This is a genomic window from Streptomyces sp. NPDC091412, from assembly GCF_044756885.1.
Classification (GTDB): Bacteria; Actinomycetota; Actinomycetes; order Streptomycetales; family Streptomycetaceae; genus Streptomyces.
In genome coordinates, this window is record NZ_JBIVTV010000018.1 from 1 (window position 1) to 25,817 (window position 25,817).

At 67.2% G+C, this 25,817-nt stretch carries 21 protein-coding genes and 3 pseudogenes; 13 read left to right on the forward strand and 11 right to left on the reverse strand.

Annotation, left to right across the window (positions count from 1 at the left end; all coding sequences use genetic code 11):
• Positions 1 to 485 precede the first annotated feature (485 nt).
• The 4 genes from ACIQMV_RS31115 to ACIQMV_RS31130 all read right to left on the reverse strand — a co-directional run bounded on the left by ACIQMV_RS31115 (position 486) and on the right by ACIQMV_RS31130 (position 5,274).
• Positions 486 to 1,732, reverse strand: a protein-coding gene (locus ACIQMV_RS31115) for an IS3 family transposase (protein ID WP_402596664.1) whose coding sequence is annotated in 2 segments (ribosomal slippage) — positions 486 to 1,390 and positions 1,390 to 1,732 — 1,248 coding nt in all. Because the reading frame shifts where the segments join, the coding sequence is not laid out codon by codon here.
• A gap of 196 nt (positions 1,733 to 1,928) precedes the next feature.
• Positions 1,929 to 2,426 carry a hypothetical protein gene (locus ACIQMV_RS31120; protein WP_402596567.1) on the reverse strand — a complete coding sequence of 166 codons (498 nt, stop codon included), beginning with the start codon at positions 2,424 to 2,426 and terminating at the stop codon, positions 1,929 to 1,931.
• A 255-nt stretch (positions 2,427 to 2,681) separates the two neighbouring features.
• Positions 2,682 to 3,479 carry a DeoR/GlpR family DNA-binding transcription regulator gene (locus ACIQMV_RS31125; RefSeq protein ID WP_402596568.1) on the reverse strand — a complete coding sequence of 266 codons (798 nt, stop codon included), beginning with the start codon at positions 3,477 to 3,479 and terminating at the stop codon, positions 2,682 to 2,684.
• Positions 3,480 to 3,747: 268 nt separating this feature from the next.
• On the reverse strand, positions 3,748 to 5,274 hold the full coding sequence (locus ACIQMV_RS31130) for an APC family permease (RefSeq protein WP_402596569.1): 1,527 nt from the start codon (positions 5,272 to 5,274) through the stop codon (positions 3,748 to 3,750).
• Positions 5,275 to 5,673: 399 nt separating this feature from the next.
• Here ACIQMV_RS31130 and ACIQMV_RS31135 point away from each other — a divergent pair, with 399 nt between their 5' ends.
• From ACIQMV_RS31135 to ACIQMV_RS31165, 7 genes are all read left to right on the forward strand, one after another.
• Entirely contained in the window at positions 5,674 to 7,089 is a 1,416-nt protein-coding gene (locus ACIQMV_RS31135; protein ID WP_402596570.1) for an NAD(P)/FAD-dependent oxidoreductase, read from the forward strand.
• The gene (locus tag ACIQMV_RS31140; RefSeq protein ID WP_402596571.1) at positions 7,086 to 7,868 is read left to right on the forward strand and encodes an FAD-dependent oxidoreductase; all 783 of its coding nucleotides are present in this window, start codon (positions 7,086 to 7,088) and stop codon (positions 7,866 to 7,868) included. Before ACIQMV_RS31135 ends, ACIQMV_RS31140 begins: the two co-directional genes overlap by 4 nt.
• Entirely contained in the window at positions 7,865 to 8,095 is a 231-nt protein-coding gene (locus ACIQMV_RS31145; RefSeq protein ID WP_402596572.1) for a hypothetical protein, read from the forward strand. Before ACIQMV_RS31140 ends, ACIQMV_RS31145 begins: the two co-directional genes overlap by 4 nt.
• A gap of 30 nt (positions 8,096 to 8,125) precedes the next feature.
• Positions 8,126 to 8,827, forward strand: coding sequence for a class II aldolase/adducin family protein (locus ACIQMV_RS31150; RefSeq protein WP_402596573.1), 702 nt, complete (start codon positions 8,126 to 8,128; stop codon positions 8,825 to 8,827).
• Positions 8,824 to 10,329: an FGGY-family carbohydrate kinase gene (locus ACIQMV_RS31155; protein WP_402596574.1), complete on the forward strand. Its 1,506-nt coding sequence runs from the start codon at positions 8,824 to 8,826 to the stop codon at positions 10,327 to 10,329. The genes ACIQMV_RS31150 and ACIQMV_RS31155 overlap by 4 nt, the downstream gene beginning before the upstream one ends.
• A gap of 24 nt (positions 10,330 to 10,353) precedes the next feature.
• Positions 10,354 to 11,829, forward strand: a complete 1,476-nt coding sequence (locus ACIQMV_RS31160; protein ID WP_402596575.1) for an aldehyde dehydrogenase — start codon at positions 10,354 to 10,356, stop codon at positions 11,827 to 11,829.
• Positions 11,830 to 12,025: 196 nt separating this feature from the next.
• Positions 12,026 to 12,988 (forward strand): LLM class flavin-dependent oxidoreductase, encoded by a 963-nt coding sequence (locus ACIQMV_RS31165; protein WP_402596576.1) that lies wholly within the window; start codon positions 12,026 to 12,028, stop codon positions 12,986 to 12,988.
• A gap of 290 nt (positions 12,989 to 13,278) precedes the next feature.
• Here the strand turns inward: ACIQMV_RS31165 and ACIQMV_RS31170 are convergent, their stop codons facing one another.
• Entirely contained in the window at positions 13,279 to 14,064 is a 786-nt protein-coding gene (locus ACIQMV_RS31170; protein WP_402596577.1) for a Ku protein, read from the reverse strand.
• Positions 14,065 to 15,244: 1,180 nt separating this feature from the next.
• Here ACIQMV_RS31170 and ACIQMV_RS31175 point away from each other — a divergent pair.
• Positions 15,245 to 15,397 (forward strand): annotated as a pseudogene (locus ACIQMV_RS31175) (M81 family metallopeptidase); the annotation flags it as partial.
• 115 nt (positions 15,398 to 15,512) lie between these two features.
• Positions 15,513 to 15,923 (forward strand): annotated as a pseudogene (locus tag ACIQMV_RS31180) (transposase family protein); the annotation flags it as partial.
• Between the two features lie 112 nt (positions 15,924 to 16,035).
• Here the strand turns inward: ACIQMV_RS31180 and ACIQMV_RS31185 are convergent.
• The 3 genes from ACIQMV_RS31185 to ACIQMV_RS31195 form a co-directional block, all read right to left on the reverse strand.
• The gene (locus ACIQMV_RS31185; RefSeq protein WP_402596578.1) at positions 16,036 to 16,215 is read right to left on the reverse strand and encodes a hypothetical protein; all 180 of its coding nucleotides are present in this window, start codon (positions 16,213 to 16,215) and stop codon (positions 16,036 to 16,038) included.
• A gap of 614 nt (positions 16,216 to 16,829) precedes the next feature.
• The gene (locus tag ACIQMV_RS31190) at positions 16,830 to 17,513 is read right to left on the reverse strand and encodes an ABC transporter ATP-binding protein (RefSeq protein ID WP_402596579.1); all 684 of its coding nucleotides are present in this window, start codon (positions 17,511 to 17,513) and stop codon (positions 16,830 to 16,832) included.
• Positions 17,510 to 18,598 carry an ABC transporter permease gene (locus ACIQMV_RS31195; protein WP_402596665.1) on the reverse strand — a complete coding sequence of 363 codons (1,089 nt, stop codon included), beginning with the start codon at positions 18,596 to 18,598 and terminating at the stop codon, positions 17,510 to 17,512. Before ACIQMV_RS31195 ends, ACIQMV_RS31190 begins: the two co-directional genes overlap by 4 nt.
• A 172-nt stretch (positions 18,599 to 18,770) precedes the next feature.
• Between ACIQMV_RS31195 and ACIQMV_RS31200 the strand changes: the two genes are divergently transcribed.
• Complete coding sequence (locus tag ACIQMV_RS31200; protein WP_402596580.1) at positions 18,771 to 19,985, forward strand: sensor histidine kinase; 1,215 nt, start codon at positions 18,771 to 18,773, stop codon at positions 19,983 to 19,985.
• Entirely contained in the window at positions 19,982 to 20,617 is a 636-nt protein-coding gene (locus ACIQMV_RS31205) for a response regulator (protein WP_402596581.1), read from the forward strand. Before ACIQMV_RS31200 ends, ACIQMV_RS31205 begins: the two co-directional genes overlap by 4 nt.
• A gap of 203 nt (positions 20,618 to 20,820) precedes the next feature.
• Here ACIQMV_RS31205 and ACIQMV_RS31210 read toward each other — a convergent pair.
• A pseudogene (locus ACIQMV_RS31210) lies at positions 20,821 to 21,003 on the reverse strand (ROK family protein); the annotation flags it as partial.
• A gap of 26 nt (positions 21,004 to 21,029) precedes the next feature.
• Between ACIQMV_RS31210 and ACIQMV_RS31215 the strand changes: the two are divergent.
• Both ACIQMV_RS31215 and ACIQMV_RS31220 read left to right on the forward strand, forming a co-directional pair.
• Entirely contained in the window at positions 21,030 to 21,188 is a 159-nt protein-coding gene (locus tag ACIQMV_RS31215) for a hypothetical protein (protein WP_402596582.1), read from the forward strand.
• 226 nt (positions 21,189 to 21,414) lie between these two features.
• Positions 21,415 to 21,891, forward strand: coding sequence for a hypothetical protein (locus ACIQMV_RS31220; protein WP_402596583.1), 477 nt, complete (start codon positions 21,415 to 21,417; stop codon positions 21,889 to 21,891).
• A gap of 113 nt (positions 21,892 to 22,004) precedes the next feature.
• Here the strand turns inward: ACIQMV_RS31220 and ACIQMV_RS31225 are convergent, their stop codons facing one another.
• Positions 22,005 to 24,671 carry an ABC transporter substrate-binding protein gene (locus tag ACIQMV_RS31225; protein ID WP_402596584.1) on the reverse strand — a complete coding sequence of 889 codons (2,667 nt, stop codon included), beginning with the start codon at positions 24,669 to 24,671 and terminating at the stop codon, positions 22,005 to 22,007.
• 88 nt (positions 24,672 to 24,759) lie between these two features.
• Positions 24,760 to 25,257, reverse strand: a complete 498-nt coding sequence (locus ACIQMV_RS31230) for an SMI1/KNR4 family protein (protein ID WP_402596585.1) — start codon at positions 25,255 to 25,257, stop codon at positions 24,760 to 24,762.
• Positions 25,258 to 25,817: the final 560 nt, after the last annotated feature.

Consider the following 25,817-nt stretch of genomic DNA (forward strand, 5'->3'; position numbering starts at 1 on the left):
TCGGCTCACTGAGCGCACGTGGAACTGGAGCGTGCGGCAGAAGGTTGCGGTCTATCTGGTCTCGCAAGCCCTGCTGCTGTGGGTGGTAGTGGCTGCGGTGGTCGGCGGGGGCATCGGTGTGCCGCTCCCTGTCTTGGTTGGCATGTGGTGCAGCCCTGCGCTGGGCGGACTCGTAGGAGTTTGGCGGGGCGCGAGGGATTTCAGTGACCGAGTCAAGGTGACAGGCGCCGGCCGACAAGAGGACGGCGCCCGAACGAGGCCAAGGCTTTGAGACCTGTGCTCATCTTTATCAGGTCGATTATCGCGGTGCGTTGACGCTGCAACTCGGCCGTCGTGCGGCGTTGGTGTGGTCGCTGGGGTCCACCCCGATTCGCCTCTATCCGCCGCTGTTGGTGTCAGCCGCTGATGTCAGACATCACCGGGCCACATGACGATCGCCGAGACGGGAGGGCCTTCCCCCGTGATGGTGGACACGCGTTCGTGTGTCATGCGGCCAGCGTGAGCTTAGCGGTGTGGTGTCGGTGTTCGTATTCGTTGGGGCTGAGGTGGCCGTTGGCTGAGTGCCGGCGACGGGTGTTGTAGCGGGTCAGCCAGGCGAAGACGGCCTGCCGGCAGGAGGCCGCATCGCCGTAGTCGCGGGCGTCCTGGAGGGTCTCGCGTTTCAGGGACGCGTGGAAGCTTTCGCAGGCCGCGTTGTCCGCGCTGGTGCCGACGGCGCCCATCGACCGGGTGACCCCGAGCTGATTGCAGAGATCGGTGAACTGCCGGGACCCGTATTGCGACCCGTGATCGGAGTGGAACACGGCGCCGTCCAGGCTGCCGCGGGAGCGGGCGGCCATCCGCAGGGCGTCGGCGACGAGGTCGGTTCGCATGTGGTCGGCGATTGACCAGCCGACGACCTTGCGGCTGAAGCAGTCCAGTACGGTCGCCAGATAAAGGAACTCCCCGCTCTCCAGGGGCAGGTAGGTGATGTCGCCCATGTATTTCACCCCCGGTTTGGGGGCGGTGAAGTCCCTGCGGAACAGGCCCGGGACGATGACGACGGAAGGGTCGGGGACCGTGGTGCGGATCCTTCTGCGCAGGCGGAACCCGGTGATGTTGAAGGCCCGCATCACCCGGGCCACCCGTTTCTCGTTGACGCGTATCCCGGTGTCGTGGAGTTCGGCGGTGACCCGCGGCGAGCCGTAGGTTCCGCCCGAGTGCTGGTGGATGACGCGAATCTTCTCGGCCAGGGCCTGATCGTCCAGATGCCGGGCGGCTCGCGCGTCGGCGCCCGCCCGCCACTTGTAGTAACTGGACCGGTTCAGGCCCATGACCTGGCACAACCGCTTCACTCCGAAGGCGCCCCGGTGGTCGTCAACGAACTGGAAGCGGCTCACCAGTTCGTCTCTCCTGCGAAATACTTGGCCGCCTTGCGGAGGATGTCCCGCTCGGTCGCGAGCTTGCGTTCGCTGGCCTCGAGTTCCCGCACGCGTGCCTCGAGCTGCCTGATCCGCTCGTCCGGATCGGTGGCCGAAGCCTCCTGCCCGGCCCCGGCCACCGCCTTTCCGGCGGCTGGCGGGGCAGCCGGGTCGACGCCGCGGCGCCGACGGTCGCGCAGCACCCAGTTGCGCAGGGTGTTCCTGTTGATGCCCAGGTCAGCGGCGATGCTCTTGTATGTCGCCCCGGGCGTGGACTCGTACAGGGCCACGGCATCGGCCTTGAACTCGTCCGAATAGTCCTTCATCGCCATCGGCGGTGTTCTCGCTTCCTCCGGATCAAGCAGATCCAGTATCAGCGTGTCCACCACTCAGGGGGAGGCCCCGGAAGTCCCGGGCTCCGTGCTGAACACGCAGTCAGCGAGAGCCTCGTCAAGGGAGGCTATGGAGGTGGGACCCGTTACAGGCCTCCCACGCGCTTTCAGGGCTCCACGCCGCAGCGTCGCGCGATCACCTTGAGGCGTTCCAGTTCGCGTTGTGCTGCGGCCGGGTGGACGAGGTCGAGGGCCATCCATGCGCGGGCGGTGAGTAGACGATGTCCTGGCGGGTGGCCGCGTCGAGGCTGGATGTGGCTTGCTGGAGGCGGTGTTCCGTGACGTACAGGGGGACGGCGATGTCGTCGAGTCGGTCTCGTAGGCCGAGGGGGAGTACCTGTGGCAGGGCGTCTTTGGCGTAGTCGCGCACCTGCTGGTCCGCCTCGCAGGGGCGGGGCAGTGAGGGTGCCCAGGGGAGGCCGGCTTCCTGGGCCTCGTCGTACATGTCCGCGATCCAAGAGCGTGCGATGGCGTATTCATTCTCGGTGGCGGCCGCGTGGGCCGACTCCAGCATGGAGCGCAGTTCGGCCCGGCCCTGGAGGTCCTCGCCCGTCTGGGCGTCCAGATAGCCGGACCACACGTCGAACGCCTTCCTCAACTCGGCGTCCAGCATGACCTTGTACGCGTCCGGCACTGCACGCCGGTGAAGGCGGCGGTCACGCCGGTGGCATCGGCGAGATCGGCCAGCAGGCGGGACCCGGCGTGGCTGACCACTCCACGACCGTCGGCCGAGACGACAAGCCTCGGGCGCGACCCGGTAGTGTGCACGCAGAATGTGCCTTCCTGCTGGGATGACAGAGACCTTCGACAAGCCTCATCGTCCCAGCTCAGAGGGCACTTTCGCGTTTCCGATCAAGATCCGGACACAGTGGCAAGTGAAACGCGCAGGTTAGGCGACAACGATCTCGATTCCTGCCTCCTGGAGTCGAGCGAGCTCCTTTTCGTCCGCGTCGGAATCCGTCACCAGAACGTTGACCGCGCTGATGGGTGCGATCTGGGTGAACCCGCGCTTGCCGATCTTGGTTGAGTCGGCTACGACGATGGTTCGGGCGGCTTGGCGCGCGATGGTGGCTCCGATCTCGGCGACAAGTTGGTGAGGGGTGGTCAGTCCCCCGTCGGAGCTGAGTCCGTCGCACCCGATGACTGCGACAGCGGTGTTCATCTCCTCGACGGCGTGTACTGCCTGGGGGCCTACGAACGTCATGTAGGAAGGCAGGTAGGTCCCGCCGACAGCGACCAGGTGGGGATCCTGCCAGGTGCTCACCTCTTCGATGACGGGCAGCGAGTTGGTGACTACGGTGAGCGTGGAATGAAGGTCTTTCGGGAGGCTTGCAGCGACGCGTGCGACCGTGGAGCCGGAGTAGAAGAACACGGATAGGCCCGGGTCGAGGAGTTCTACCGCACGCGCGGCGATGAGGCGCTTGGCGTGCAGGTTGCGGCTCGCTGCCTGAGCGTACTGGGGGGAGCTCACGGTGGGTGTTGGCTTGGCGGCTCCACCGCGGACACGGGTGATGAGTCCCTCGTTCACCATGGCGGTGAGGTCGCGCCTGACGGACATCTCCGTGAGGCCGAACTCTTCGGAGAGGTCCTTCACGCCGACGAAGTCCTGGGTGTCGAGGATCTCCAGGATGCGCGCACGGCGCGCGGGGGCATCCCATCGTGTGCCGTCAGACTGCGATACGGGCACCGCTAGCCCCCGATCGTCTCAGTGGCCATGACGGCCGCTGTGGTTCCCGGGCAGGAACGGCGCTGGTGGGGTGTGGGGGCAGCGCTCGCACGTGGCACTCGGTGGGCGGCACCCGTACTGGCGCAGTACTGCTCGATCACTGACTCGGCCTCCTGTCTGGGGGTCCGTACGGTAGGCGCGGGTGCGATCCCGCACACCGGCAATGTTCGCACGTTACCCATTCTGAGAGCGAACGAACATTGCCGGTGTGGGGGTAGTGCCGTGAGGATCATGAATCCTTCGAGGTGAGCATTACACGCATACGCTCGTACTTCTCGGCGGAGCGGGAGCGCAGCCAGAGGGCGTAGCCGGTGCCGGCCGCGGCGCTGAGGGCCAGCAGGCCCACCAGGAGTGCGGTCAGTCCGGTAGATGCTCCCAGCAGCAGGTCGAGGCTGGAGAGCGCGACGATGAACATGCCGATCATTCCGACAGCCGCGATCGCCGGTGCGATCCGGGTGTGCCACGGTCGCTGGTCCACCTTGGTGCGACGGAAGAACACGAAGATCGCTAGCGCGGCCACGACCTGCGCGCCGATGATGCCGACCGTTCCGATGCCGGCCAGCCACGTGAAGAGTGTGGTGTACGGGTCCAGGCCGAGCACGGCGAACAGGCCGACGATGACCACGGCACTGGCGGTCTGGGTGATCGCCGCGATGTAGGGCGTCTTGCGGCCCGGAAGGGTGTGCCCGAGGCGCTCCCACACCAGCCCTTGCCGGCCCAGCGCGTAGAGGTAGCGGGAGAGGTTGTTGTGGAAGGTGACGATGGCCGCGAAGACCGACGTGATGATCAGGACCTGGAAGACATCCGAGGCCCAGGCACCCAGTGCTCGGTTGCTGACGAAGAAGACCAGGCTGCCGGATTCCCTCTGGGCGATGCTCTGGGCCTGGTCAGTGCCTGTGCCGGCGATGATGAGGTAGGACGTGACGGCGTAGATGGCCGCCATGAAGACGACGGAGAAGTAGGTGGCCCGCGGGATGGTGCGGTGGGGCTTCTTGGCTTCCTCGCTGTAGATGGCACTGCCTTCGAAGCCGATGAAGGTCGTCTGGGCGAACATGATGGAGATGCCAACACCCGCGGCGGCGATCGCCGGAAGGGTGAAGGGCTCGGCGCTGAAGTCGGCCGGCGTCGGCGAGTTGGGATGGAAGATCACGCCCAGCCCGAGGATGAGGAGCATGGCGCACTCGAGGCAGATCAGGACGCCGAGCACTGCACCGCCCGCGTGCACACCGCGCAGTCCGATGAGGAGACAACACAGCATCGCGAACGCCGCGCAGGTCCACCACGGCACGGATGCGCCGGTGGCCCGGTGCAGCAGTGAGGAAAGGTAGTAGCCGAACCCGCCGTACAGCGAGAACTGGATGCAGCTGTAGGCGAATACGGTGACAGATGCCGTGCCCAGCCCCGGTGTTCGGCCCAGCCCCATGGTCACGTAGGCGTACAGAGCGCCCGCGTTCGTGATGTGGCGGCTCATGGCGAGGTAGCCGACGGCGAAGACGAGGAGCAGGCCGGCCGCGATCAGGAAGCTTGCGGGCGTTCCGACGCCGTTACCAGTGCCGATCATGATGGGCACGATGGCTACCACGCCTGTCAGCGGCGACGCCGCGGCGATGATGTAGAAGGCGATCGCCGGCGCGCCCAGAGCGTTCTTCTTCAGGCCGTGGTCCTGGCCTGCCACCCGTTGGGGCTCCCCGGGAGGGGGGCTGGGGACCAGGTGCGCCATGGCGGGCGGGGTCTCGTCGGAAAGAGGCTGCGTCATGACGCGGTGCCCTTCTCTTCGGGGATCGGGGCACTGGCGTTGCGCTGCGGACACGCGCCTCGATCCTCTGCCGCGCTGCATCGGATCAGTGGCGCATGTTGGATCCGCCAGCCCGCAGACGCGTGAAACACGCTGCTACACAGGCGATTGCACCTATTGACCCTGTAGAACATCACTCACGAGGAATGTGACCTGATGCACCTTCCTGAAGTGGGTGCAAGCGAACACCCGAGAGATTCGATTGTCAAGGGTTGTGTGTTCGCAGGCGTGCGTTTAATGTTCACTGAGAACGCAAGAGATGTTCTAACAAACATCGAAAGCGGATCGAAGTGCTACATTCGTCCCAGTTGATAGGGCATCCCGGCAGCTCGGCAGGGCCCTGGGGAAGCGAGGTCCACGGTGTCGCCGCAAGCGGACTACGACGTCTTGATCATCGGAGGCGGTGTTCTTGGAACTGCTGTCGCCGAGCGGCTGGCTCGAACCGAGGCGCGCGTCGGCTTGATCGAGGCCGAGAACGACGTCGCGGAACATGCCTCCAAAGGCAACGCCGGTGTGGCTGTGTCCTATTACGGTGCCCCGGACACACTGGAGACACATCTGATCAACGCGAGTGCTCCGCTGTGGGAGGAGGTGTGCGCGCGTCTTGACGTGCCGTACCGCCGTATCGGCGGGGTCATGGTGGCGCTCGACGCCAACGAGGCGGAACGTCTGGAGCACACCCGTGACGAAGTCATCGCCTGCGGAGTGGCCGTCGAGGCCCTCGACGCCCGGCAGGTCCGGGCAAGGGAGCCACTGGTCAGCCCGCATGTCGTGGCCGGGCTGCTGCTGCCCGACGAGGGCATCATCGACCCCATGCGGTTGACCGCCGCCTATGCACGCCTCGCCGCGACCAACGGATGCGACTTCCGGTTCGCAGAGCGGGTCATCGGCGTCGACCGGAACAGCGACGAAGTCCTTGTCGTCACCACGAACCGCTCACGGCTGACCGCCAGGTTCGTCGTCAACGCGGCAGGAGTCGGCGCAGCCGAGATCAGCCGCCTTGCCGGCGGTGAGCCGCTCGTCAGCTGGCCCCGTAAGGGCCAGTACGCGGTGGTGGACCGCTCTTTCGGGCAGCGACTGTCGTCGATCGTGTTCTGCACCCACCTGCCCGACACCAAGGGCACCAACGTTGTGCCGACCACGCACGGCTCGGTACTGCTGGGCCCGACGGCACACGACATCGAAGACCCCGACGACCGCAGCACGGACGCCGAGACCATCGAGGCCGTTGTCGAGCAGGCGGCGCGGCTGGTGCCGGAGGTCCGAGGCGCCTATGTCATGAAAACGTTCGCGGCCAACCGTCCCGCTGGCGATGAACAGCATCGCCTCCGTTTCGACGCTAAAGTCCCCAACCTGCTGCACTGCACCGACCGTTCGGCCGGTGTCAGCATCTCGCCCGCTGCCGCCGACTACACGCTCGGTCTCCTGCGCGAAGCGGGACTGGACGCGCCGGACCGTGCATCCGCCCAGCAGGTTCTCCCGCCCGTGCCCAGGCTGCGCACCAGTGCGCACCCCGAGCAACTGGTCGCCGAGAACCCGCTGTCCGGGATGGTGGTGTGCGCCTGCGAGCACGTCAGCTCCGCGGAAATCGAGGCAGCCCTCACCGGCCCCGTGCCCGCCACATCGATCGAAGGCGTACGCAAGCGCACCGGCGCTGGCTATGGCCGCTGCCAGGGCTCACTGTGCCTCGCCGGCATCTCGTTCATGACCGCCATGCACACCGGCGCCGATCCGGCGACCGTTCTGCACACCACCCGAGGAACCGTCGGATCATGACCACCTACCTTGTCGTCGGCGCCGGACCCAGCGGCCTGGGTTGCGCGGTCGCCCTGGCCGAGGAAAGCAGCGCCCGTGTGGTCCTCATCGACCGCATCCCCGTCACCGGAGGAGAGACCGGCTGGGACCACGCCCCCATCCGGCGGCTGACCGCGCAGGCTGAGGCTGCAGGAGTCGAGCTGCGCCTGGGCTCCATCGCCCTGCGATGGCAGGACCACAGGCTGCTGCTGGTCTCACCGCTGGGCACCGAATGGGTGCCGGGGGACCACCTCTTCTTCGCCGGAGGCCGCCGCCCGGCGACCCAAGCAGACCTCAATATCACCGGGCAGCGCCCCGCCGGCGTGTTGCCGGCCACCGTCGTCGAGCATCTCCTCACCAGCGGTGTACCCCTTTGGAAACGTCCACTGATCATTGGAAACGACACCTGGGCCGCACGTGTGGCCGCCGAGCTTCGGCATGCCGGAAGCACTGTTCTGGGCCTGGGGGACGTCGCCTGGGCCGATGAGCGCTTCCCCGAGGGCCGCATCGAAGTCCTGGGCACGCACCGCGTCGAAGGCGTCCGGGTCCGCACCGCAGACGACGTCACCGGCATCACATGCGACGGAATCGTCCTGGCCGCCGAGGCCCGGCCCAACCGCAACGTCGACGGCGCGCTGTTCGACGACGCCGAGGACGTCACCTTTGTCCAGCCCTTGAACCTCGACGGCGCCGCCAGCCGGGCCGCAGACGCAGCCACTGTCGCCAAGGACTGGATCCACTCGCAGGGAGAGACCGCATGAAAGTCAGCTCACCGATCGGCGAGCTCCCGTTCGAGCCCACGAAATGTCGGTACACCAAGGCCGGCATCGAAATGGAAGGCGTGATGGGCGCCTGGCCCGCCCGTGTCCTGATCAGCCGCAAGGACATCCCGCTGCTGCTCAAGGTAGCCCTCGGCGGACCTGCCCTGAAATCCGCCGCCACCACAGTCTTCGGTCGGCGTCGCACGGCGCGCGACCGATCCTCCTGAACCCGTAACCACATCAAAGGACTCCGCACCATGGCAACGAAGTGGCTTGAGACCCGCCAGAAGGTCGTCACCTTCGCCCGCAAGCTCCAGGCCGAGCGGCTGGTGTACTCCACGGCCGGAAACATCAGCATGCGCATCCCCGGCGAGCCCGAGCTGCTGGCCTGCACGCCCACCGGCACCCAGTACGACTTCCTCGAGCCCGAGGACATCGCGGTCGTCACCGTCGACGGCGAGCAGGTCGACGGCCGCCGCGCCCCCACCTCCGAGGTGCCGATGCACACCCTCATCTGCAAGCGCCGCCCGGAGATCGGCGCCATCGTGCACACCCACGGCAAGGCCGTCATGACCTTCGCCAACCTCGGCTGGACCCTGCCGCCCATCCTGACCGGCCTGGTCGAGGCAACCGGCGGCGCCGTCTACACCTCCCCCTACTCCCAGCCCGAGACCGACCAGATGGCCGACTTCACCGCGGCCGCGCTCAAGGACCGGGGCGCGACGTTCATGCGCTTCCACGGTCTGCTGGCCATCGGTGCCGACCTGGAGCACGCCTTCCACACCGCCTCGGTGGTAGAGGGCGCCTGCGAGGTGTACCTGTCGGCGCGGCAGTTCAAGGACGAGGTGGATGAGCTGCCCAAGGAGCAGGTGGAGTGGATCGCCTCGTACTGGCGCGCTCAGTTCCCCGGCGCTCCCGAGCCGCTGCCGGCCCCGCAGACGGTTTCCGTGTCGGCATGAGTCGGCAATGGCTCATTGGAGCCGACGTCGGGTCTTCCTGCCTGAAGGCCGCTCTGGTGCACCCGGAGCGGGGCGTAGTGGCCACCTCGGAACAGTTCTACCCCATGCACCGGCCGCACCCGGGCTGGGCGGAGAACGACCCCGAGGACTGGTACCAGGCTCTCGCCCTGGCCATCCCGGCGGTCCTCGCCCAGGCCGGCGTCGCTCCCTCGGACGTGGCGGCCCTGTGTCTCGTCGGTCAGCGCGACATCGCCGTGCTGACCGACGAGGCGGGCCAGGCTCTCGCACCGGTCATTCACTGGACCGACCGGCGCGACCCTGACGAGACGACCGCGGCCTACGACCGACTCGGGCGCAGGCGCCTCATCGACATCTCCGGAACGCTCCCCATCCCCGGACTGGTGCTGCCCAACCTGCTGTGGACGCGGCGGCACCAGCCCGATGTGTGGCGGCGCATCAGGCACGCCCTGCAGCCGAAGGACTACCTCGCCCACCGTCTGACCGGTGACGTCGGCACCGACCCGACCGGCCCCACCCGCAGCATCCTCAACGACTGGCGCACCGGGACCTGGAGCGAGGATCTGTGCGACGTGTACGGGATCCCCCGCGAGGTGCTGCCCGACGTCAAGTACCAGCCCTGGCAGGTTCGCAGCGAACTGGGCGCCAGTGCCCATGAGATCGGCCTGGCCCCCGGCACGCTGCTGGTGGCCGGCGGCGGCGACGATCCTGCCGCCGCCCTGGGCTCCGGCGTCATCGACCCCGGCGACGTCAGCGTCGGCACCGGCTCCTCCATGAGCTGGCGCGCGGTCGCAGAGCGGCCCGTGTTCGATCCGACCGGCCTAGTCGGCCTGATGCCACACGTCGTGCCCGACCGCTACCTCCACGAGATGGTCGCGGTCGGCAGCGGTACCACCCTGCGGTGGCTGCGCGGCACCTTCGGCGGGGGCGCCACCTACGAGGAACTCATCGCCGCCACCGACCAGGTCGGCCCCGGCAGCGACGGTCTGCTGTGCTTCCCGTACATCGAAGGTGCCAGCGTCCCGGTCCAGGACGACCACGTGCGTGCGGTGTTCCACGGGATCTCCGGACACCACGGGCTGCCGCACTTCGTCCGCTCCACGCTCGAAGGCATCGCCTACCAGTACCCGGCCCTGCTTCAGGCGCTGACCGAGCGCGGGCTGCAGGCGAGCAGCCTGACGATCTCCGACGGAGAAGCACGCAGCACGACCTGGAACCAGATCAAGGCCGACGTGCTGGGCCACCCCCTGATCCCGGCCCTGCACGTCGAGGCACCCTCCATCGGCGCGGCCATCCTGGCCGGCATCGGATCGGGTGCTTTCGCCACCGCACGCGAAGGAGTAAACGCAGCGGTCGAAGTCAGTCCGCCCATCCAGCCCACCCCCGAGGGCTACCACACCTACCAGGACCTCCGCCTGCGCTGGGAACGCACCCGCGACCAGGTCTTCCCCCAGCTCACCGGGCACGCTGCCTCTCTGCACTGAGTCCCACATCCCGAAGGGGCATTCATGACAGCGACACTTCCACCCACCATCCGCACCCAGGCATTCATCGACGGAGCCTTCACCGACGCCGCCGACGGTGCGACGTTCGAGTCCCTCGCCCCCGCAACCGGCGAGGTCCTGACCTCCATCGCCGCGTGCGGCAGCAAGGATGTCGACCGGGCGGTCGCCTCTGCCCGCACAGCATTCAACAACGGCGTCTGGAGCCAGCTCCCGCCCGCCGACCGCAAGAAGATCCTCCTCAAGCTCGCCGACCTCATCGAGGAACACCGCGAGGAACTCGCTCTCACGGAAGCCGTCGACGCCGGCAAGCCCATCACCGACTGCCGGGACTTCGACCTGCCGGACGTCCTCAACACGTTCCGCTGGTACGCCGAAGCGATCGACAAGGTCTACGGCAAGACCTCACCGACCGGCCCGGAACACGTCGGCCTGATCGTGCGCGAACCCATCGGTGTCGTCGGCGCCGTCCTTCCCTGGAACTTCCCGGCCGCGATGCTCGCGTGGAAACTGGCTCCCGCACTCGCGGCCGGGAACTCGGTGGTCGTCAAGCCCCCGGAGCTCGCCTCCCTGACCACCCTGCGCATCGCGGAACTCGCCGCCCAGGCCGGTATCCCCGCCGGAGTCCTCAACGTCGTCCCCGGACTGGGTCATGTCACCGGCAAAGCCCTCGGACTGCACCGCGACGTCGACGTCGTCTCCTTCACCGGTTCGACGGAAGTCGGGCGTGAGTTCCTGCGCTACGCCGCCGACAGCAACCTCAAGAACATCGTCCTCGAATGCGGCGGCAAGAGCCCCCAGATCGTGACCGCCGACAACGCCGACCGCATCCCCGAGGTGGCGGCCGACCTCGCCGACGCCGCGTTCTGGAACGCCGGCCAGAACTGCAGCGCCGGATCGAGGATCCTGGTCCACTCCTCCATCAAGGACGAGTTCGTCGCCGCGCTGGCCAAGGAAGCCAACCAACGCCGCGTCGCCGAACCGACCGATCCGGAGACCGCGATCGGTCCGCTCATCGAAGCCGCAGCCCTCGCCCGGGTCCTGGGTTACATCAGGCAAGCCAGGGACGACGGCGCCACGGTCGTCGCCGGAGGCGAGCAACTGCACCAGGACACCGGCGGCTGGTTCGTCGCACCCACCGTCATCGACAACGTCACCCCGGCCATGGCGGTGGCCCGGGAGGAGATCTTCGGCCCGGTCGTCGCCGTGCTGGCATTCGACACCGACGAAGAAGCCCTCGACATCGCCAACAACACCGACTACGGGCTGGCCGCCACCGTCTGGTCCCGCGACATCGACCGAGCCCTCACACTGGCCCGCGCTGTCCGGGCCGGCACCGTCGCCATCAACGGATACAGCGAAGGCGACATCGGCACGCCCTTCGGCGGCTACAAGACCTCCGGATTCGGCGGTCGCGACAACGGTCTCGAAGCATTCGAGCAGTACACCCAGCTCAAGACCATCTGGATCACGCTGCACTGACACCGCACCTCCCCGACGATGACACAGCGCGGCGGCAACAGGGATACGTGACCCGGAACCCCGACCCCGGGCACGCATCCCTGCTGCCACAGCCACACCGGCTGGGACCGCATGATGACGCAGGACAGAGCGAGACCGGCCGACGCAGCGACAGCTACGGCGGTCCCCGCAGCGACCCCGCCGACGAGGGAGCACCATGACGACACGAGACGGCACGATCGGCGTCCTGATCCCCCGCGACATCCCAGCGGGTGACATCGTCGCCTTCGCCCAACGCGCTGAGACGCACGGCTTCGACGAATTGTGGGTCGTCGAAGACCTCAGCTACCGAGGAGGACTGGCCCAGGCAGCCACCGTCCTCGCCGCCACGACCAGAATCCGCGTCGGCGTCGGGCTGCTGCCGGCCGCCGCCCGCAACTTGGCCTTCACCGCCATGGAGATCGCAACCCTCGCCCAGCTGCACCCCGGACGCATCGACATCGCGGTCGGCCACGGCATGCCGACCTGGATGCGCAGCGTCGGCGCATGGCCCGCAAGCCCCCTCACTCTCCTGACCGAATACATCACCGTCCTGAAGCGCCTGCTGAGCGGACAACTCGTACACCACGATGGGCAGTACGTCCGCGTCGAAGGGCTGCAACTGCACGCCAGCGCCGCCCCGACGCAGGTCCCCGCCATCCTGGCCGGCGTACGCGGCCCCCGGTCCCTGGCCGTGTCCGGCGACACGGCCGACGGCACCCTTCTCGCAGAACCGGTGACCCCCGCCTACGTACGGCAGGCCCTCACACACATCGCTCCCACCCGTCCTCACCGTCTGGTCGCCTACAACATCGCATCGGTCGACGACGACTCCACCGCCGCACACACGGCTGTCCGCCCCGCCCTCGCAGTAGTCGGCGAACCCGACTGGCGCCCCCACATCGCTCCACTGCCCTTCCACGACGAACTCATCTCCCTGCGCTCACGCAGCGACAGCCCGCAGGAGTTCGCCCGATCCCTGCCGGACGAATGGGTACGTCAGCTCGCCGTAGCAGGCACGCCGCAACAGGCACGGTCCCAGCTGACGGACCTGTTCGCCGCAGGCGTCAGCAGCGCCGTCCTCGCCCCGGTGGGTATCGACTACCTCGCGTCGTTGGACTCGCTTGCCGCAGTGCTGTGAACAGCCCCCGCCGTCACACCCAACACAGCGGCGAACAGGCATGCCCGGTCCACGTACCCGCAGTGGCCCGGCAGCCCCAAACCGCCGGAGTCCGCCTCCGTGCAGTGCCACCGGGGTCCAAGCAAAGCCCTTGAATGGCCACTCAATACTGACCGCATCGCCCTGCTTGCTTTGCTCGGCGATGTCCACGAGAACTCGTTCTGCCGCGAGTCTGCGACGCGGTCGCCCTTCTGTCACGCCAACAGGACCCGTTTGCGGAGGAGTTGGAAGCAAACCCGATCAAACAACGGTTATGGCCGATGCCGCGCCGATGGACGCTTGTATACCCGCTCGGCAGCCCGGACGCTCTCCTGCAGTGCTGCCATCAGGTCAAGCACCGGGGTAGGCTCCGCCGGCTCGACGAGCTCACCGTCGGTGATCTTTGCGTCCACGAGCCGCTCGAGGGCGTGGGCGTAGTCGTCGTGCACCTGGCGCACGTTGATGCCGGTGAGGTCCCGGATCAGCACCTCGGCCAGTTCCAGCTCCCGGTCGGTGACCGGCGTGGAGGGTGCGAGGTCTCCGGGGTCGCGCAGCTCGTCCTGCCACAGGAGCGTCTGGAGGATGAGTATGCCGTGGCGGGGGCGGAGCAGTGCCAGGCGCTCTCGGCTGCGCAGGGCGAGTTTGGAGACGGCGACGTTGCCGGTGCGGGCGAGTGCCTCGACGAGCAGGGCGTACGGGCGGTCGGCGTCCGGTCCGGGACCCGCGTAGTACGGCCGTCCGAAACTGATCGGGTCGATGTCCTCGAAGGGAACGAAGCCCAGCACGTCGATGGTCCGCTTTGTGGGCAAGGGCAGGTGTGCGAGGTCTTCCTCCGTGAGGGGCACCATGCGCCCGTCTGCCAGGGCAAAGCCCCTGCCGACTTGTTCGTGGGGGATCTCCCGGTTCTCGGCCTTGCAGAAGCGGCGGTGCTCGACGCGGCTGCCGTCGGCGACATGGATCTCGTGGAGGCGCACGGGATGCTCCACCGTGGCCGCGTACAGCCTGATCGGCAGAGCGACCAACCCGAACTGGATCATCCCGGACCACACGGCCTTCATGCATCCAGAGTCATTCGCCAGTAGATGGTGCGCATCCCGGTCGCGGGCCGCCCCTCCAGCGACGGGATGTTTGGGCTCGCTGGCCCTGGAATGTAAGGCCAACCACCGCTGCGGATGCTCAGCTCCAAGCATGCACTGACGGTGACCGAGACCTTGCTCGCCTTACTGTCCAGGCAGGGACGGCGGCCCCTGCCCAGGGCGCTGCGTGCAGGGGCCGTCCATCACCCTGCGGTCCTGTCACAGCGCAAGGCACTACGACGCTAAAACCCCAGCACCCAACCCCGCCCGCTCGGCGCGTCAGCAGGGTGAAGGAATCCCCTCCCTTACGCCTCACGGGCCATCTTCACCGACCGCGGCGGCGCCCAGTGGTCCTGGTCGCCGCCAGCGATCCGCACCAAGATTTTTGTCGCGGCCCTCGCTCAGGGCGTCAGGCGGGTTGGATGCACGAAACGGGCGTACCAGGGCCCCGGAAGGTCTTACCGGGAGCCGGCAAGGACAGCGGCCCTACCCGATCGGGCAATCGCTTCTGCTGCGGCATGCGATGCCCTCGCATTCCGCGAGGTCCGCCACCGCGTAGGGCGCTCGTATCGTGTCATATTCGCGTGTCAATGTTACCCCCGTCTCGAGTGAGACGAATGTATTTCGCGGATTCAACGACAGGCAAGGAAAGGCCCGCTCTATGTCAACCCTCTGTAGCGGACCTTCCATTTCTCTGATGGAGCTGTCCTGTATATGTCGATTGACTGGAACCAATCGAAGGCCGTCACATTTCGGACGGCGCGTGATCGTTTTTCAGTCGAGGGGCGGTACCGTCAAGGACGCAGCCCAGGCCGATTTCGAACTGCCCTTGCGGATCGTCCTGGCCGGTGTGCGGGATCAGCTACATGTCCTGCTGCTGAAGAAGCTGCGGACCGAAGAAGCTCGACTGGTCGCGAGCGATGATCGACTCCTCCCACGTGCGGGGGTCGCGGGCCGTCACGCTGTGCGCTCCTGGCCCCGCTGCCCCGGTAGGCCACGGACGGTGGGTCAACTACCCGGCCTTGGGTCAAGCCCCCACGTCCTGCACGGACCGCCGTTGCCCGTGCCGTTGGATCCGTGATCCCTTGGGAACTGTACGACCCCGTATGGGAGGCTCACCGTGTCCCTGTTCAGACGACCGGTCCGTACGCGTCACCCGCAACGGGAGGCCGCCGAATGGCACGGCGCTCTGGTCGGCAAGTCGCTGCCCGGCGGCACCGTCACCGCCGCCGCCTGGACCGCGCTCACCGACGAGCTCATCGAGCGCCTCGCCGCGCTGCCCCGGTTGGACGGCCTCTGGTACGACATCCACGGCCGCCCTCCCCGGCATCTCCCGGTTCAGGCTGTCCCCAGCTTCAACCGCCCTGCTGCGACAGGACGGTGGTGGTGGTCTTTCACCACCACTCGAACAACAAGCGCCTCACGGCGCGCACTCCGGTAAACACAAGAAGCACGGCATGAACGTGCAAGTCATCGCCGACCCTTTCGGCCGCCTGCTGTGGGCCTCGCCCGCCCTGCCCGGGGCGGTGCACGACATCAGGACCGCACGTACCCACGGGGTCATCGCCGCTGTGACCGAGGTCGACCTCCGCTGCTGGGCCGACAAGGGCTATCAGGGTGCCGGAGGCACCGTCCTCGTGCCCTTCCGGGGCCGCTGGGAGGAGTTGTCCGAGGGGCAGCGAGCCGTCAACGTCTCCCACGCCAGGATCCGCTCGCTCCGCGAGCAAGCCATGGCCACACTCAAGGCATGGCGCCTGCTACGGAAGCTCCGCTGCAGCACCACCCGAATCACCAGCTACGTCCAGACCGTCCTCACCCTGCACCTGACCTGCTCAAACTGAGATTGGCAAAGGCTCAGTGTGCCCGGATGGGTCACTCTTTCCTGCCGATCAGGACCGGCTCGTTCGGCCTGGCGGCTCGCGCTGCCGGGCCGAACGTCAGTAACGCACCGACTCAGATGTCGGGGTTCTTGCCCTCGGCGGTCTTCTTGATCCGGTCGATCTGGATCTTGGCGAGGTCGCTGTAGGGCTGTTCCTCGCGGAGGTCCCCCTGGCTTTCGACGAAGACGAGGATGGTTCCGACGCGCATCATGATCCTGGTCCTCTGGCCCGTGAAGGCGTCGGTCTCGTCCACGCCACGGAGATCTTCAACGGCTTCATCTCGACGCCGTTGGCGTCGGCCGATCGCCGCTCCTCGGCAGCCAAGCCCTTCATGGCCGCCTTCGCGTCATCCGGGGAGCGGAAGGAGTAGAGATGGAACTCGACCCTCCCCGACCCGTCTTTGTCGTACGCCGGCTGCTCGTCCGGGCTGACGTGCGACCAACCCACGGCCACGAACCCGCCGCAGTTCGACTTCGTGTCCTCCTCACAGACCCTCATGCCATTGTCAGGGTCGACCTTTGGCGCGGACCCCGTTCAGCCCTTGGGGGCACCCGCCTTGCTCACCAGAGCCGTACGTACTTGGTCGGGCGCGAACACAATCGGCGCCTTCGCCTGTCCGCCCGTGGACCCCGTCGCGCCGCCGCCGCCGCTTCCGCAAGCGGTCAGTGCCGCGACCATGGCAGTGCCGGCCGCAATCCCCCGTAGCGCCTTGAGCACGTCAACCTCATTCCGCCGTAGATCAATTGACTAGAACTCAATCGTATTAATGCGTGGCATGGCGGGGGTGGGGCGGCGGCTTCTCATTTGGCCATTCATGAGACGCACCGTGCGCGACATTCGTCGCGCACGGTGCGTGGCCGGTGTGGTTCAGCGGGCGGCGGCGGGCAGGTGGAGGCGTCCGTCGTGGACTTCGGCGATCTGGTCGACGGCGGTGAGGTGGGTGCGGTCGTGGGTGACCAGGACGGTCGCGGTGGCCTGCTGGTGAGTGAGGCGGGTGATGAGGTCGATGATGGCGGCGCCGCGTTCGTGGTCCAGGGCGCTGGTGGGTTCGTCGACCAGGAGGACGGTGGGATCGTTCATCAGGGCGCGGGCGATGTTGACGCGTTGGCGCTGGCCGCCGGAGAGCTGGTGGGGGCGGCGGCGGGCCTGGTCGGCCAGGCCGACCGCATCGAGGAGTTCGAGGGCGCGGGTGCGGGCCTTGGCGGGGTTGCGGCCGTCGAGCTGGGCCATGACCTGGAGTTGTTCGGCGGCGGTGAGGGAAGGCAGCAGGTTGGGCTGCTGGAAGACGATGCCGATCTTGTGGCGGCGCAGATCGGTGAGTTCGCCGCGGCTCATGCCGGTGGTCTGGGTGCCGTCGATGGTGACGGTGCCGCTGTCGGGGGGGATGAGGGTGGCGGCGACGGCCAGGAGGCTGGACTTGCCGGAGCCGGAGGGGCCGACCACGGCGGTGAGGCTGCCCTTGGGGACGTCGAGCGTGACATGGTCGAGGGCGGTCAGGCGGGTGTCGCCGTCGGGGTAGGTGAGGGTGATGTCGGTCAGGTTGAGGCTCATCGGGCGCTCCCCAGGGCGGTCAGCGGGTCGACGGAGGTGATGCGGCGGATGGACAGGCCGGCCCCGAGGGCGCCGAGGAGGATCATCACGGCGGCGGGGAGCAGGACGGTGGCGGGGGTGAGGAGGAACGGCACTGCGCTGCCGGCGACGAGTGCACCGATGCCGGCCGCGATGCCGGTGCCGATCAGGGTGCCGCCGGCGAGCAGGATGACGGCCTGGCCGAGGGCGTCCTTGAGGAGGCCCTCCGTGGAGGCGCCAAGGGCCTTCAGGACCGCGACGTCGCCGCTGCGCTGGATCGTCCACACGGTGAAGAAGGCGCCGATCACCAGCGCCGAGATGGCGAACAGGAAGCCGCGCATCAGCTGCAGGGAGCCGTTCTCGGAGGTGTAGGAGCCGATCGCGGACAGCGAGTCCTGCTTGGAGACCGTCTGGGTGCCGGCGGCCTGGTCGGTGGCCGTCACATCGGTGTCGGAGGTGGTGTTCAGGGCGATCACGGTTGCGGTCGGGCCGTCGCTGCCAGCGGTGGGGGGCGCGACCTTGTGCCAGGTGTTCAGGCTGGTCCAGATGACCGGGGTGTGGCTGAAGGAGGCGTCGCCCTGGACGGCGGCCACGGTCAGCTGCTGCCCGGCCAGGGTGAAGTTGTCGCCGGGCTTTACGCCGAGGTCGTTGGCGGCCGTGGTGGACAGCACCGCCGACTGGTCGTTGATCTGGCTGCTGTCCGGGGCCAGGGGGGAGCCGGGCGTCACGCCGAAGGCGGAGACCCCGGTGCTCTTGTCTGCGGCGGTGGCCTTGGTGGTGGTGATCCCCAGCGGTTCGGCGCTGGTGACTCCGGGGGTCTTGGCCCACTGCCGCCACTGCTGCTGGGTGACGGTGGAGTTGGCGTACGACAGTTTCTGACCGCCGCTGGGCGCCTGGAAGGCGATCTTGTCGGCGGGCAGGCCGGTGATGGCGGAGATGTTCTGCTGGCCCAGCCCGGCGGTCAGCCCGGACAGCAGGCCGACCAACAGGGTGATGAGCACGATGACGGTCCCCATCAGGGCGAAGCGCCCCTTGGCGAACTTCAGGTCTCTCCAGGCGACGAACACGGCTTTGGCCTGCCCTTTCTTGCGGTGGAAGCGGTGTGCCTTCACCCTCGCCGCCGACCCCCTGCGCGGGCATCTGGCGAGGGAGGGCACTTCGCGGATCGAAGGGCGGCACGCGGGTTGTAACTTTCGATGGAGGCCGCCTTGGGGCATGCGTCCGTAGGCTGGAGGGACTGTGAACACCACCGCTCCCGCCCTGACCACCCGGGCCCTGGCCTGGTGCCTGCACCTGCTGATCGTCGCCCTCCTTGTCCTGGCCGCGGGCCGGGCCGTGGCCGACAACCGGCCCCACGCCGCGATGACCGTCGCCGCAGCCGCAGCGTGCGCTGTGGTGTACGCGGCCGGGCCGCTCCTGCCGCCCGTCCGCAGCTCGCGGTGGGCTGCGGCCGGCTGGCTGGCCGCCGTCGGCGCCTGCTGGCTGGTGCTGCTGGTCCTGTCCGCCGACGGGGTCTGGGTCGCCTTCCCGTTGTACTTCCTCGAGCTCCACCTGCTGCCGCGCCGTGCCGGCCTGGCCGCCGTGGCCGCCACCGCCCTCACGGCGATCACCGCCTTCGCATTCCATCAGGGGTCCTTCAGCCTCGCCATGGCGATCGGCCCGGCGCTGGGCGCCGCCGTCGCGGTCGCGGTGGTGTGGGGGTACCAGGCCCTGTACCGGGAGAGCGAACAGCGCCGACGCCTGATCGAGGAACTCACCACCACCCGCGCCGACCTTGCCCGCGCCCAGCACACCGCCGGGGTGCTGGCCGAACGCGAACGCCTGGCCCGCGAGATCCACGACACCCTCGCCCAAGGGCTCTCCAGCATCCAACTGCTGCTGCGCGCCGCCGAACGGGCCCTGCCCGGCGCACCGGAGAACGCCGCCGGCTACGTGGACCAGGCCCGCCAGGCCGCCGTGGACAACCTCGCCGAGGCCCGTCGCTTCGTCGCCGCCCTCACCCCGCCCGCCCTGGAAGGCGCCACCCTGGCCGGCGCACTGGAACGCTTGTGCGCCACCACCTCCACCCGGCACCGCATCACCGCACGCGTCCATCTCACCGGCGATGCGGCACCACTCCCGACCGCGCACGAGGTCGCTCTGCTGCGCATCGCCCAGTCCGCCCTTGCCAACACCGTCCGCCACGCCGACGCCACCACCGTCGAGGTCACCCTCAGCTACCTTGGCGACCACGTCGCCCTCGACGTCGTCGACAACGGCACCGGCTTCGCCCCCGACCAGCTGCCCGCCCCCGACCCCGACAGCGGCGGCTTCGGCCTGGCCGCCATGCGCGCCCGCATGCGTGCTCTCGGCGGCACCCTCACCGTCGAATCCGCCCCCGGCCACGGCACCGCCCTGGCCGCCCAGCTCCCCCTGACCCCGCCCGCCGACACAGAACCCGAGGCCCACCAGTGACCGAGAGCCCCATCCGACTGCTCCTGGCCGACGACCACCCGGTGGTGCGGGCCGGGCTGCGCGCCGTCCTGGAGACCGAACCCGGCCTCACCGTGGTGGCCGAGGCCGCCACTGCCGAGGACGCCGTCACCCGCGCCGCCCAGGGCGACATCGACGTCGTGCTGATGGACCTGCAGTTCGGCAAGGGCATGGGCGGCGCCGAGGCCACCGCCCAGATCACCGCCCACCCCGGCGCCCCCCGCGTGCTGATCGTCACCACCTACGACTCCGACGCCGACACCCTGCCCGCCATCGAGGCCGGTGCCACCGGCTACCTCCTCAAGGACGCCCCGCCCGAGGACCTGGCCGCCGCCGTACGCACCGCCGCCACCGGACGCACCACCCTCGCCCCTGCCGTCGCCGACCGGCTCATGAACCGGCTCCGCACCCCCGCCACCGCCCTGACCCGGCGCGAGACCGAGGTCCTCGTACTGGTCGCCGAGGGCCTGTCCAACCAGGCGATCGGCCAGCGGCTCCACCTCACCGAGGGCACCGTCAAGTCCCACCTGGCCCGCATCTACACCAAACTCGGCGTCGACTCTCGCACCGCCGCCGTGGCAATCGCCACCGACCTCGGCCTCATCCGCCGCTGAACCAGAACCCACGCGCGGCGCGTTCAGGCGGCCTGCCTGAAGCCCGCCTCCGTCAGGCTCTCCTCTCGCAGGACGGTGAAGCCGCCCGGAGGGCCGTCCTCACCCTTCACCTGGCAGCGTTAGGCTCCACGCGTACCCGGGCCGCCATGCCGGTGTGGTCCGCGGGTCGGGCCCGCGGACTTCAGGGGCCGGTGGTCCTGTCCCTACGCCGTCGCTCTCACCTCCGTGCCCAGTTCGTGTCGGGCGCGGGCGGCGGCGCCGACCGGGACGGCGTCGGAGGACAGGGCGGCCCGCACCAGGCGGACGGGGTGGCCGCTGACCGGGGGTTCGACAGCGAGGGCGGACAGGATGATGGGCTCCAGGAGGGGCCAGGCGCGGCTGACTCCTGCAGCGGCTGTACGCCCTGTTCGTCATGGAAGTGCGCACCCGCACCGTGCACATCCTCGGTGTCACCGCCCACCCCACCGCAGCCTGGGCCACGCAGCAGGCCCGCCAACTGCTGTGGCAGCTCAGCGACCGCGCCGCCGACTTCACCCTGCCCTTGCCGGAAACCTCGTCTGCCCACCCATGAGGGCCGGGCCTGTCAAGCGTAGAAATAGCCCCGACCTGCGGCTTTGAGGTCTGCCGGGCTGGTGAATCGGTCGTCGAGCGCTGGTGACGGTCGGCTGCGGACGCCACGGTTGCTGTACATCTGTGCTGTACTACAGCGGCTCCGGAGCCGGCCGGCTGTCTCAGTATGCGGGAACCGACTGCTCGTTCACCGCGTCGAGTCCAACTGGTACTGGAGGAAGGTGCATATGAGGAAGCTGGTTGGTTCGCTCGGCAGTGGCCTGCTGGTCGTCGGGATCACCGCGGGGGTGTGGTGGAACTGGTTCCACGAGCCCTATGCCCTGGCCGACGCGCCCAAGGTCGACGTGACGGTGCGCGCGGAGAAGTCCACGTACCTCGATGTACAGGAGACGACCGAGGACGTCGACACTCTCGTACGGGTCTACGTCCAGCGACTCAAGGACGGAGACGCGAAGGGAATCGCCGAGCTGGCCGGGCCCGCTTACAAGCAGCCTAGGCCTACCGCGGCCAAGTACGTACGCGAGTACGGCCAGGCAGCGGGCGATCCCGTCGAAGTCACCGTGCTGGAGGGATCCGTTCCCTACTTCAACCCGGTGACAGTGGCGTACAAGCAAAGCGGTCAACGGCAGGAGCTGCTGCTGGTGAAGGATGACGGGCACTGGTGGATAGGCCTCGGCGACGGCGACCCTGCGGCGGGCCTGTAGTGACAACCGCGGAAGACGACGCTTGAGGTGCAGCCTCATCTTGATCAGGTCGATCACGGAACCGCTGTCACCCAGTGAACTCGTTAAAGAGGGCCGGTGCAGTGGGTAATTTCTTATTTTATGCCCAACGACACATAGTCATAGCGGCCATAATAGGAGTCGGCGGTGTATGTGTTGGTCAATCGGGGGCCGCGCCACATCATGATCTTCTCATAAGTGATGGGCATGTATGCTGCATTCTCGGAGACTTTGCGGTTGATCTGTTGGTAGATTCTTCCTGCCTTGACCGGATCCCGTTCGGCAATTGCATCGTCGAACAGGGCGTTGATCTCCGGATCGTTGAGCTCGCTGTAGTTGACGTTACCCGTCTCCAGGATGAAACGCCCGTCAACCAGGGATCGCAAGAAACCCTGACCGGTTGGAAAATCTGCAGCGAAACCCTCAAGGATGATGCCGTACCCTCTATCCTTCACCGCCTTGGGTGACTTAAATACTCCAAAGGTCGCTGCGCCGTCGATCCGGTCGATCGTGGTGGTGATATTAACTTTCTTCAGTTCCTTCTGCAGGGCCGCAGCGGTGTCCAGCTCGGCTGGTATGTTTTTACGCACGGCAATGGTCGTGGAGAAACCGTTCGGCTTGCCGCATGCCTGGAGTTCCCTCTTGGCTCTTTCAAGGTTCTGCTTGCCGTTGTTGTCGAGCACGCCGTAAAGATCGTAGGTCCGATCGGATCCTGCAATGGATGGAGGGAGCATATTCGGAGCGATATCGCCACCGACGATTGGCCCACCTCGGGCCGTTTGCAGCTCCTTATGGTCGGCGGCGAAGATGATGGCCTTGCGGCAGTGAATATTATCCAGCGGCTTGACTGATTTCGGAAAGGCTGCGTATCTGATGTATCCGGTCCTCGGATTGTCCAGATGCTCCTTGAGGTCAGCGTTCCCCAGCACCTTGGAGATGGCGGCCTGACTGAGTCCTGTCCCGTTCAAGTCGAGATCAAATTCACCGCTGAGGAGACGCTTGTCCATATCGTTCGCATCGGTGACGAAAGTGACCTCAATGCGGTCGGGTAGCGCCGGACGGATCGGATCGGACTCCTTGTTCCACTGTTCGCTGCGGACCAGGACCAGTTTGCGGTGCGGGTCATATGCGGCGAACTTGTATGGACCCGATGAAAAAGGTTTCAGTTCGTATAGGCGGCCAGTGTCACGCTCGCGTTTGACCGGGGACGCCGTCGGCAGAGCAAGCATCTGCTCGAAGTCGCCGTTTGGCTCGGGCAGATGGAAGACGATCGTCTTCTCGTCAGGGGTCTCGATGGCCTGCAGGCCCAGCTTCTGTGGATCCTTGTCGTTATATGGCCCCTTGTAGGTTTTGTTCGGGTCGAGGGCCTTCTGGAGGTGGGCAGGGCCGCCGGAGATGACATCATCCGCCCAGCCCCGCTCAATGCCGTACTTGATGTCCTGGGAAGTGATTGGCGAACCGTCTTCCCAGGTGATGCCGTCACGTAGTGCGTAGGTGTACGTCGTGCCACTGTCCGAGACCTTGGCCAGGCCGGCGGCAAGGTCAGGTACCAGGGCGGTGCTCTTGCGCCCTGGCTGCGGGGCGAAGGTGACCAAATTGCGGGTGTAGTAGCGGGCGAAGTCCCACACGAACCCGTAGTAGGTGCGCTGAGGGTCCCAGGAGTCGGCCTCCTGGGCGGAGACAAACCGCAGCGTACCGCCCTTGGTCTCCGATGCTTTGGCGATGCCTTTGGTGGCGGCGTTGTACCCGGCGCCGGAGTCGGTTGTCCGCTGGGCTGACTCGTGTCGCCAGTTCAGCACGACTGGAATCCCCACGGCCAGCAGACTGATGGCTGCGAGCCCAGACGTGAGGGCACGTGTGAAACCGTGCTTGCTGCGACGCCTGTACCGCACGCTCGCCGCATCCTGGCCCGTCGGGTCCTGCGCAGTAATGGTGGCGCGGCGAGAGTGCACCACGGTAAGCAACTCATCCGGGGTGGGCCGACGGGTCGGGTTCTTGTCCAGGCACTTTTCGACGATGGGCCGCAGCGGATCGGGTAGGGCGCTCAGGTCGGGGTCGTGATGGACGATCTGGTAGGCGGTCACATATGGATGATCCGAGTCGAAGGGTCCGCGGCCGGTGGCCGCGTAGACCAGGAGCGAGCCGAGCGCAAAGACATCGGCGGCCGGGCTGATTGCCGGCGGTACCTGCCACTGCTCGGGGGCCATGAACGGCGGAGTTCCGATTACTTGGCCGGTTTTGGTGTGCACTTCGCTGGCGCTGCAGTCGATGGCTTTGGCGATACCGAAATCGATGACCCGTGGCCCGTCATCGGTAATGAGTACGTTGCTAGGTTTCAGGTCCCGGTGGATCACTTGGGCACGGTGGATGTCGCGCAGAGCCTCGGCTAATCCGGCAAAGAGTTGCCACAGTTCGTCCACAGGTATGGGGCCATTTTCCCGAATATACCCCGAGAGGGTCGGGGCAGGCACATAAACCGTGGCCATCCAGGGTTGCTGGGCATCCGGGTCGGCGTCCACCACTGGGGCGGTAAAGGCCCCACTGACTCGCCTGGCGGCCGCCACCTCTTGACGAAACCGAGCCCGGAACAGGGGATCCTCCACCAGTTGCGAGTGCACCACCTTGACGGCCACACGGCGACCCGACGGGGAGTGGGCCAGGTAGACCTCACCCATGCCACCCGCACCGAGTCGGGAAATCAGTCGATAGATGCCGATTGACCGATTTTCAATACCTTCGGCGTCATTGCCTGGAATTGGCATATCTCCCCCTGCCCCACGCTTGCCGTCGGACAGAGTACGGTGCCCGCGTACCCCCAGGAGCCCGATCGCCCAGGCGTGGACAGTACCGTTACAGAAAAGCGGGATCGTGTTGCACGTAGCTGCTGCTGAACCCGACTTTGGTGAAGGCACCCTTCGGCAGGTATCCGGGGTGAGGGATGCCATGCACGAAGGCGTGGAGTTGGCCATGGGTGGCCGGGTTCAGGTCCAGGAACAAGGTGTCGCTGCCGCCGTTGCGGGCGATCGGGAGAAGGGTGGCCAGCGAGAGCCCATCGGCGAGCCACCCATCACGGCTGCAGCGGTACTCGCCAAGCAAGGTGCCCCAGCCGTATTCGCCGTCGTCGTCGCGGCCGAGCTGGTAGAGGTCGTCGAAACTCTGGAACGGCTCCGGTTCACACGCCGACAAACTGACGGAGTACCGGAGGCTCTCCCCGCCCGCCGTTTCCAGGAACGAGCGGTACGAGGACGGCAGTGGCAGCCCGATCTCCCGTTCGAGGCCTTCAAGTTCACCAGCATCGAGAGGCCTGAACGGACCGACGACCAGGCGGCCCCGGTACCAGCGTGACAACTCCTCAGAGGCGGCCAGATTGTCGCACCCCGCAGCATCCCGAGATCCTCCAAGCTCCCACGTTGCTGGACGTCGAGCTGAGCAGGTTCATTCCGTACCTGCCTGAGCACCTCCAACAAGTACGCGGACTGCCCCGCCAGTCCCGAAAGGGTCTGGGGGCGACGACAGTCCCGTGCAGGGCGATCAGTCCCAGCGAGTCGGCGGAGGCGAAGGCCACCACTGACCAGCCGAATCTTCGGCTGAGCCGATGACCCTCCCTTCGGTGTTGCCCATGGTGAATCCGAACGCGAACGGCAGCCTCCACAGGCACCAGGGCAACACAGGGAGCGGTATGGCATGCGCGGTCCGTTCCGCCCAGCGCCGAACGGGGCGTTCGATGGGCTGAGGTCTCCTCGTCTTCATGGACACCAGATTCGCCCGGATGGCGGCGAAGATCATCAAGCTCCGGGGTGATCGGCGGATCGCCGGCCAGAGTGACCCCATCAGACCTCGGAGGTAGCCGCCACCGGACGGCGTCGGCGATCACGTTTTTCAACTGGTTTCCCGACAGGGCTGGTTTC

Coding starts and splice junctions, on each gene's coding strand:
- ACIQMV_RS31130 (WP_402596569.1), bottom strand. CDS start 5,274: ATGACGCAGCCTCTTTCCGACGAGACCCCGCCCGCCATGGCGCACCTG.
- ACIQMV_RS31140 (WP_402596571.1), top strand. CDS start 7,086: ATGACCACCTACCTTGTCGTCGGCGCCGGACCCAGCGGCCTGGGTTGC.
- ACIQMV_RS31145 (WP_402596572.1), top strand. CDS start 7,865: ATGAAAGTCAGCTCACCGATCGGCGAGCTCCCGTTCGAGCCCACGAAA.
- ACIQMV_RS31150 (WP_402596573.1), top strand. CDS start 8,126: ATGGCAACGAAGTGGCTTGAGACCCGCCAGAAGGTCGTCACCTTCGCC.
- ACIQMV_RS31155 (WP_402596574.1), top strand. CDS start 8,824: ATGAGTCGGCAATGGCTCATTGGAGCCGACGTCGGGTCTTCCTGCCTG.
- ACIQMV_RS31160 (WP_402596575.1), top strand. CDS start 10,354: ATGACAGCGACACTTCCACCCACCATCCGCACCCAGGCATTCATCGAC.
- ACIQMV_RS31165 (WP_402596576.1), top strand. CDS start 12,026: ATGACGACACGAGACGGCACGATCGGCGTCCTGATCCCCCGCGACATC.
- ACIQMV_RS31170 (WP_402596577.1), bottom strand. CDS start 14,064: ATGAAGGCCGTGTGGTCCGGGATGATCCAGTTCGGGTTGGTCGCTCTG.
- ACIQMV_RS31190 (WP_402596579.1), bottom strand. CDS start 17,513: ATGAGCCTCAACCTGACCGACATCACCCTCACCTACCCCGACGGCGAC.
- ACIQMV_RS31215 (WP_402596582.1), top strand. CDS start 21,030: ATGGAAGTGCGCACCCGCACCGTGCACATCCTCGGTGTCACCGCCCAC.
- ACIQMV_RS31220 (WP_402596583.1), top strand. CDS start 21,415: ATGAGGAAGCTGGTTGGTTCGCTCGGCAGTGGCCTGCTGGTCGTCGGG.
- ACIQMV_RS31225 (WP_402596584.1), bottom strand. CDS start 24,671: ATGCCAATTCCAGGCAATGACGCCGAAGGTATTGAAAATCGGTCAATC.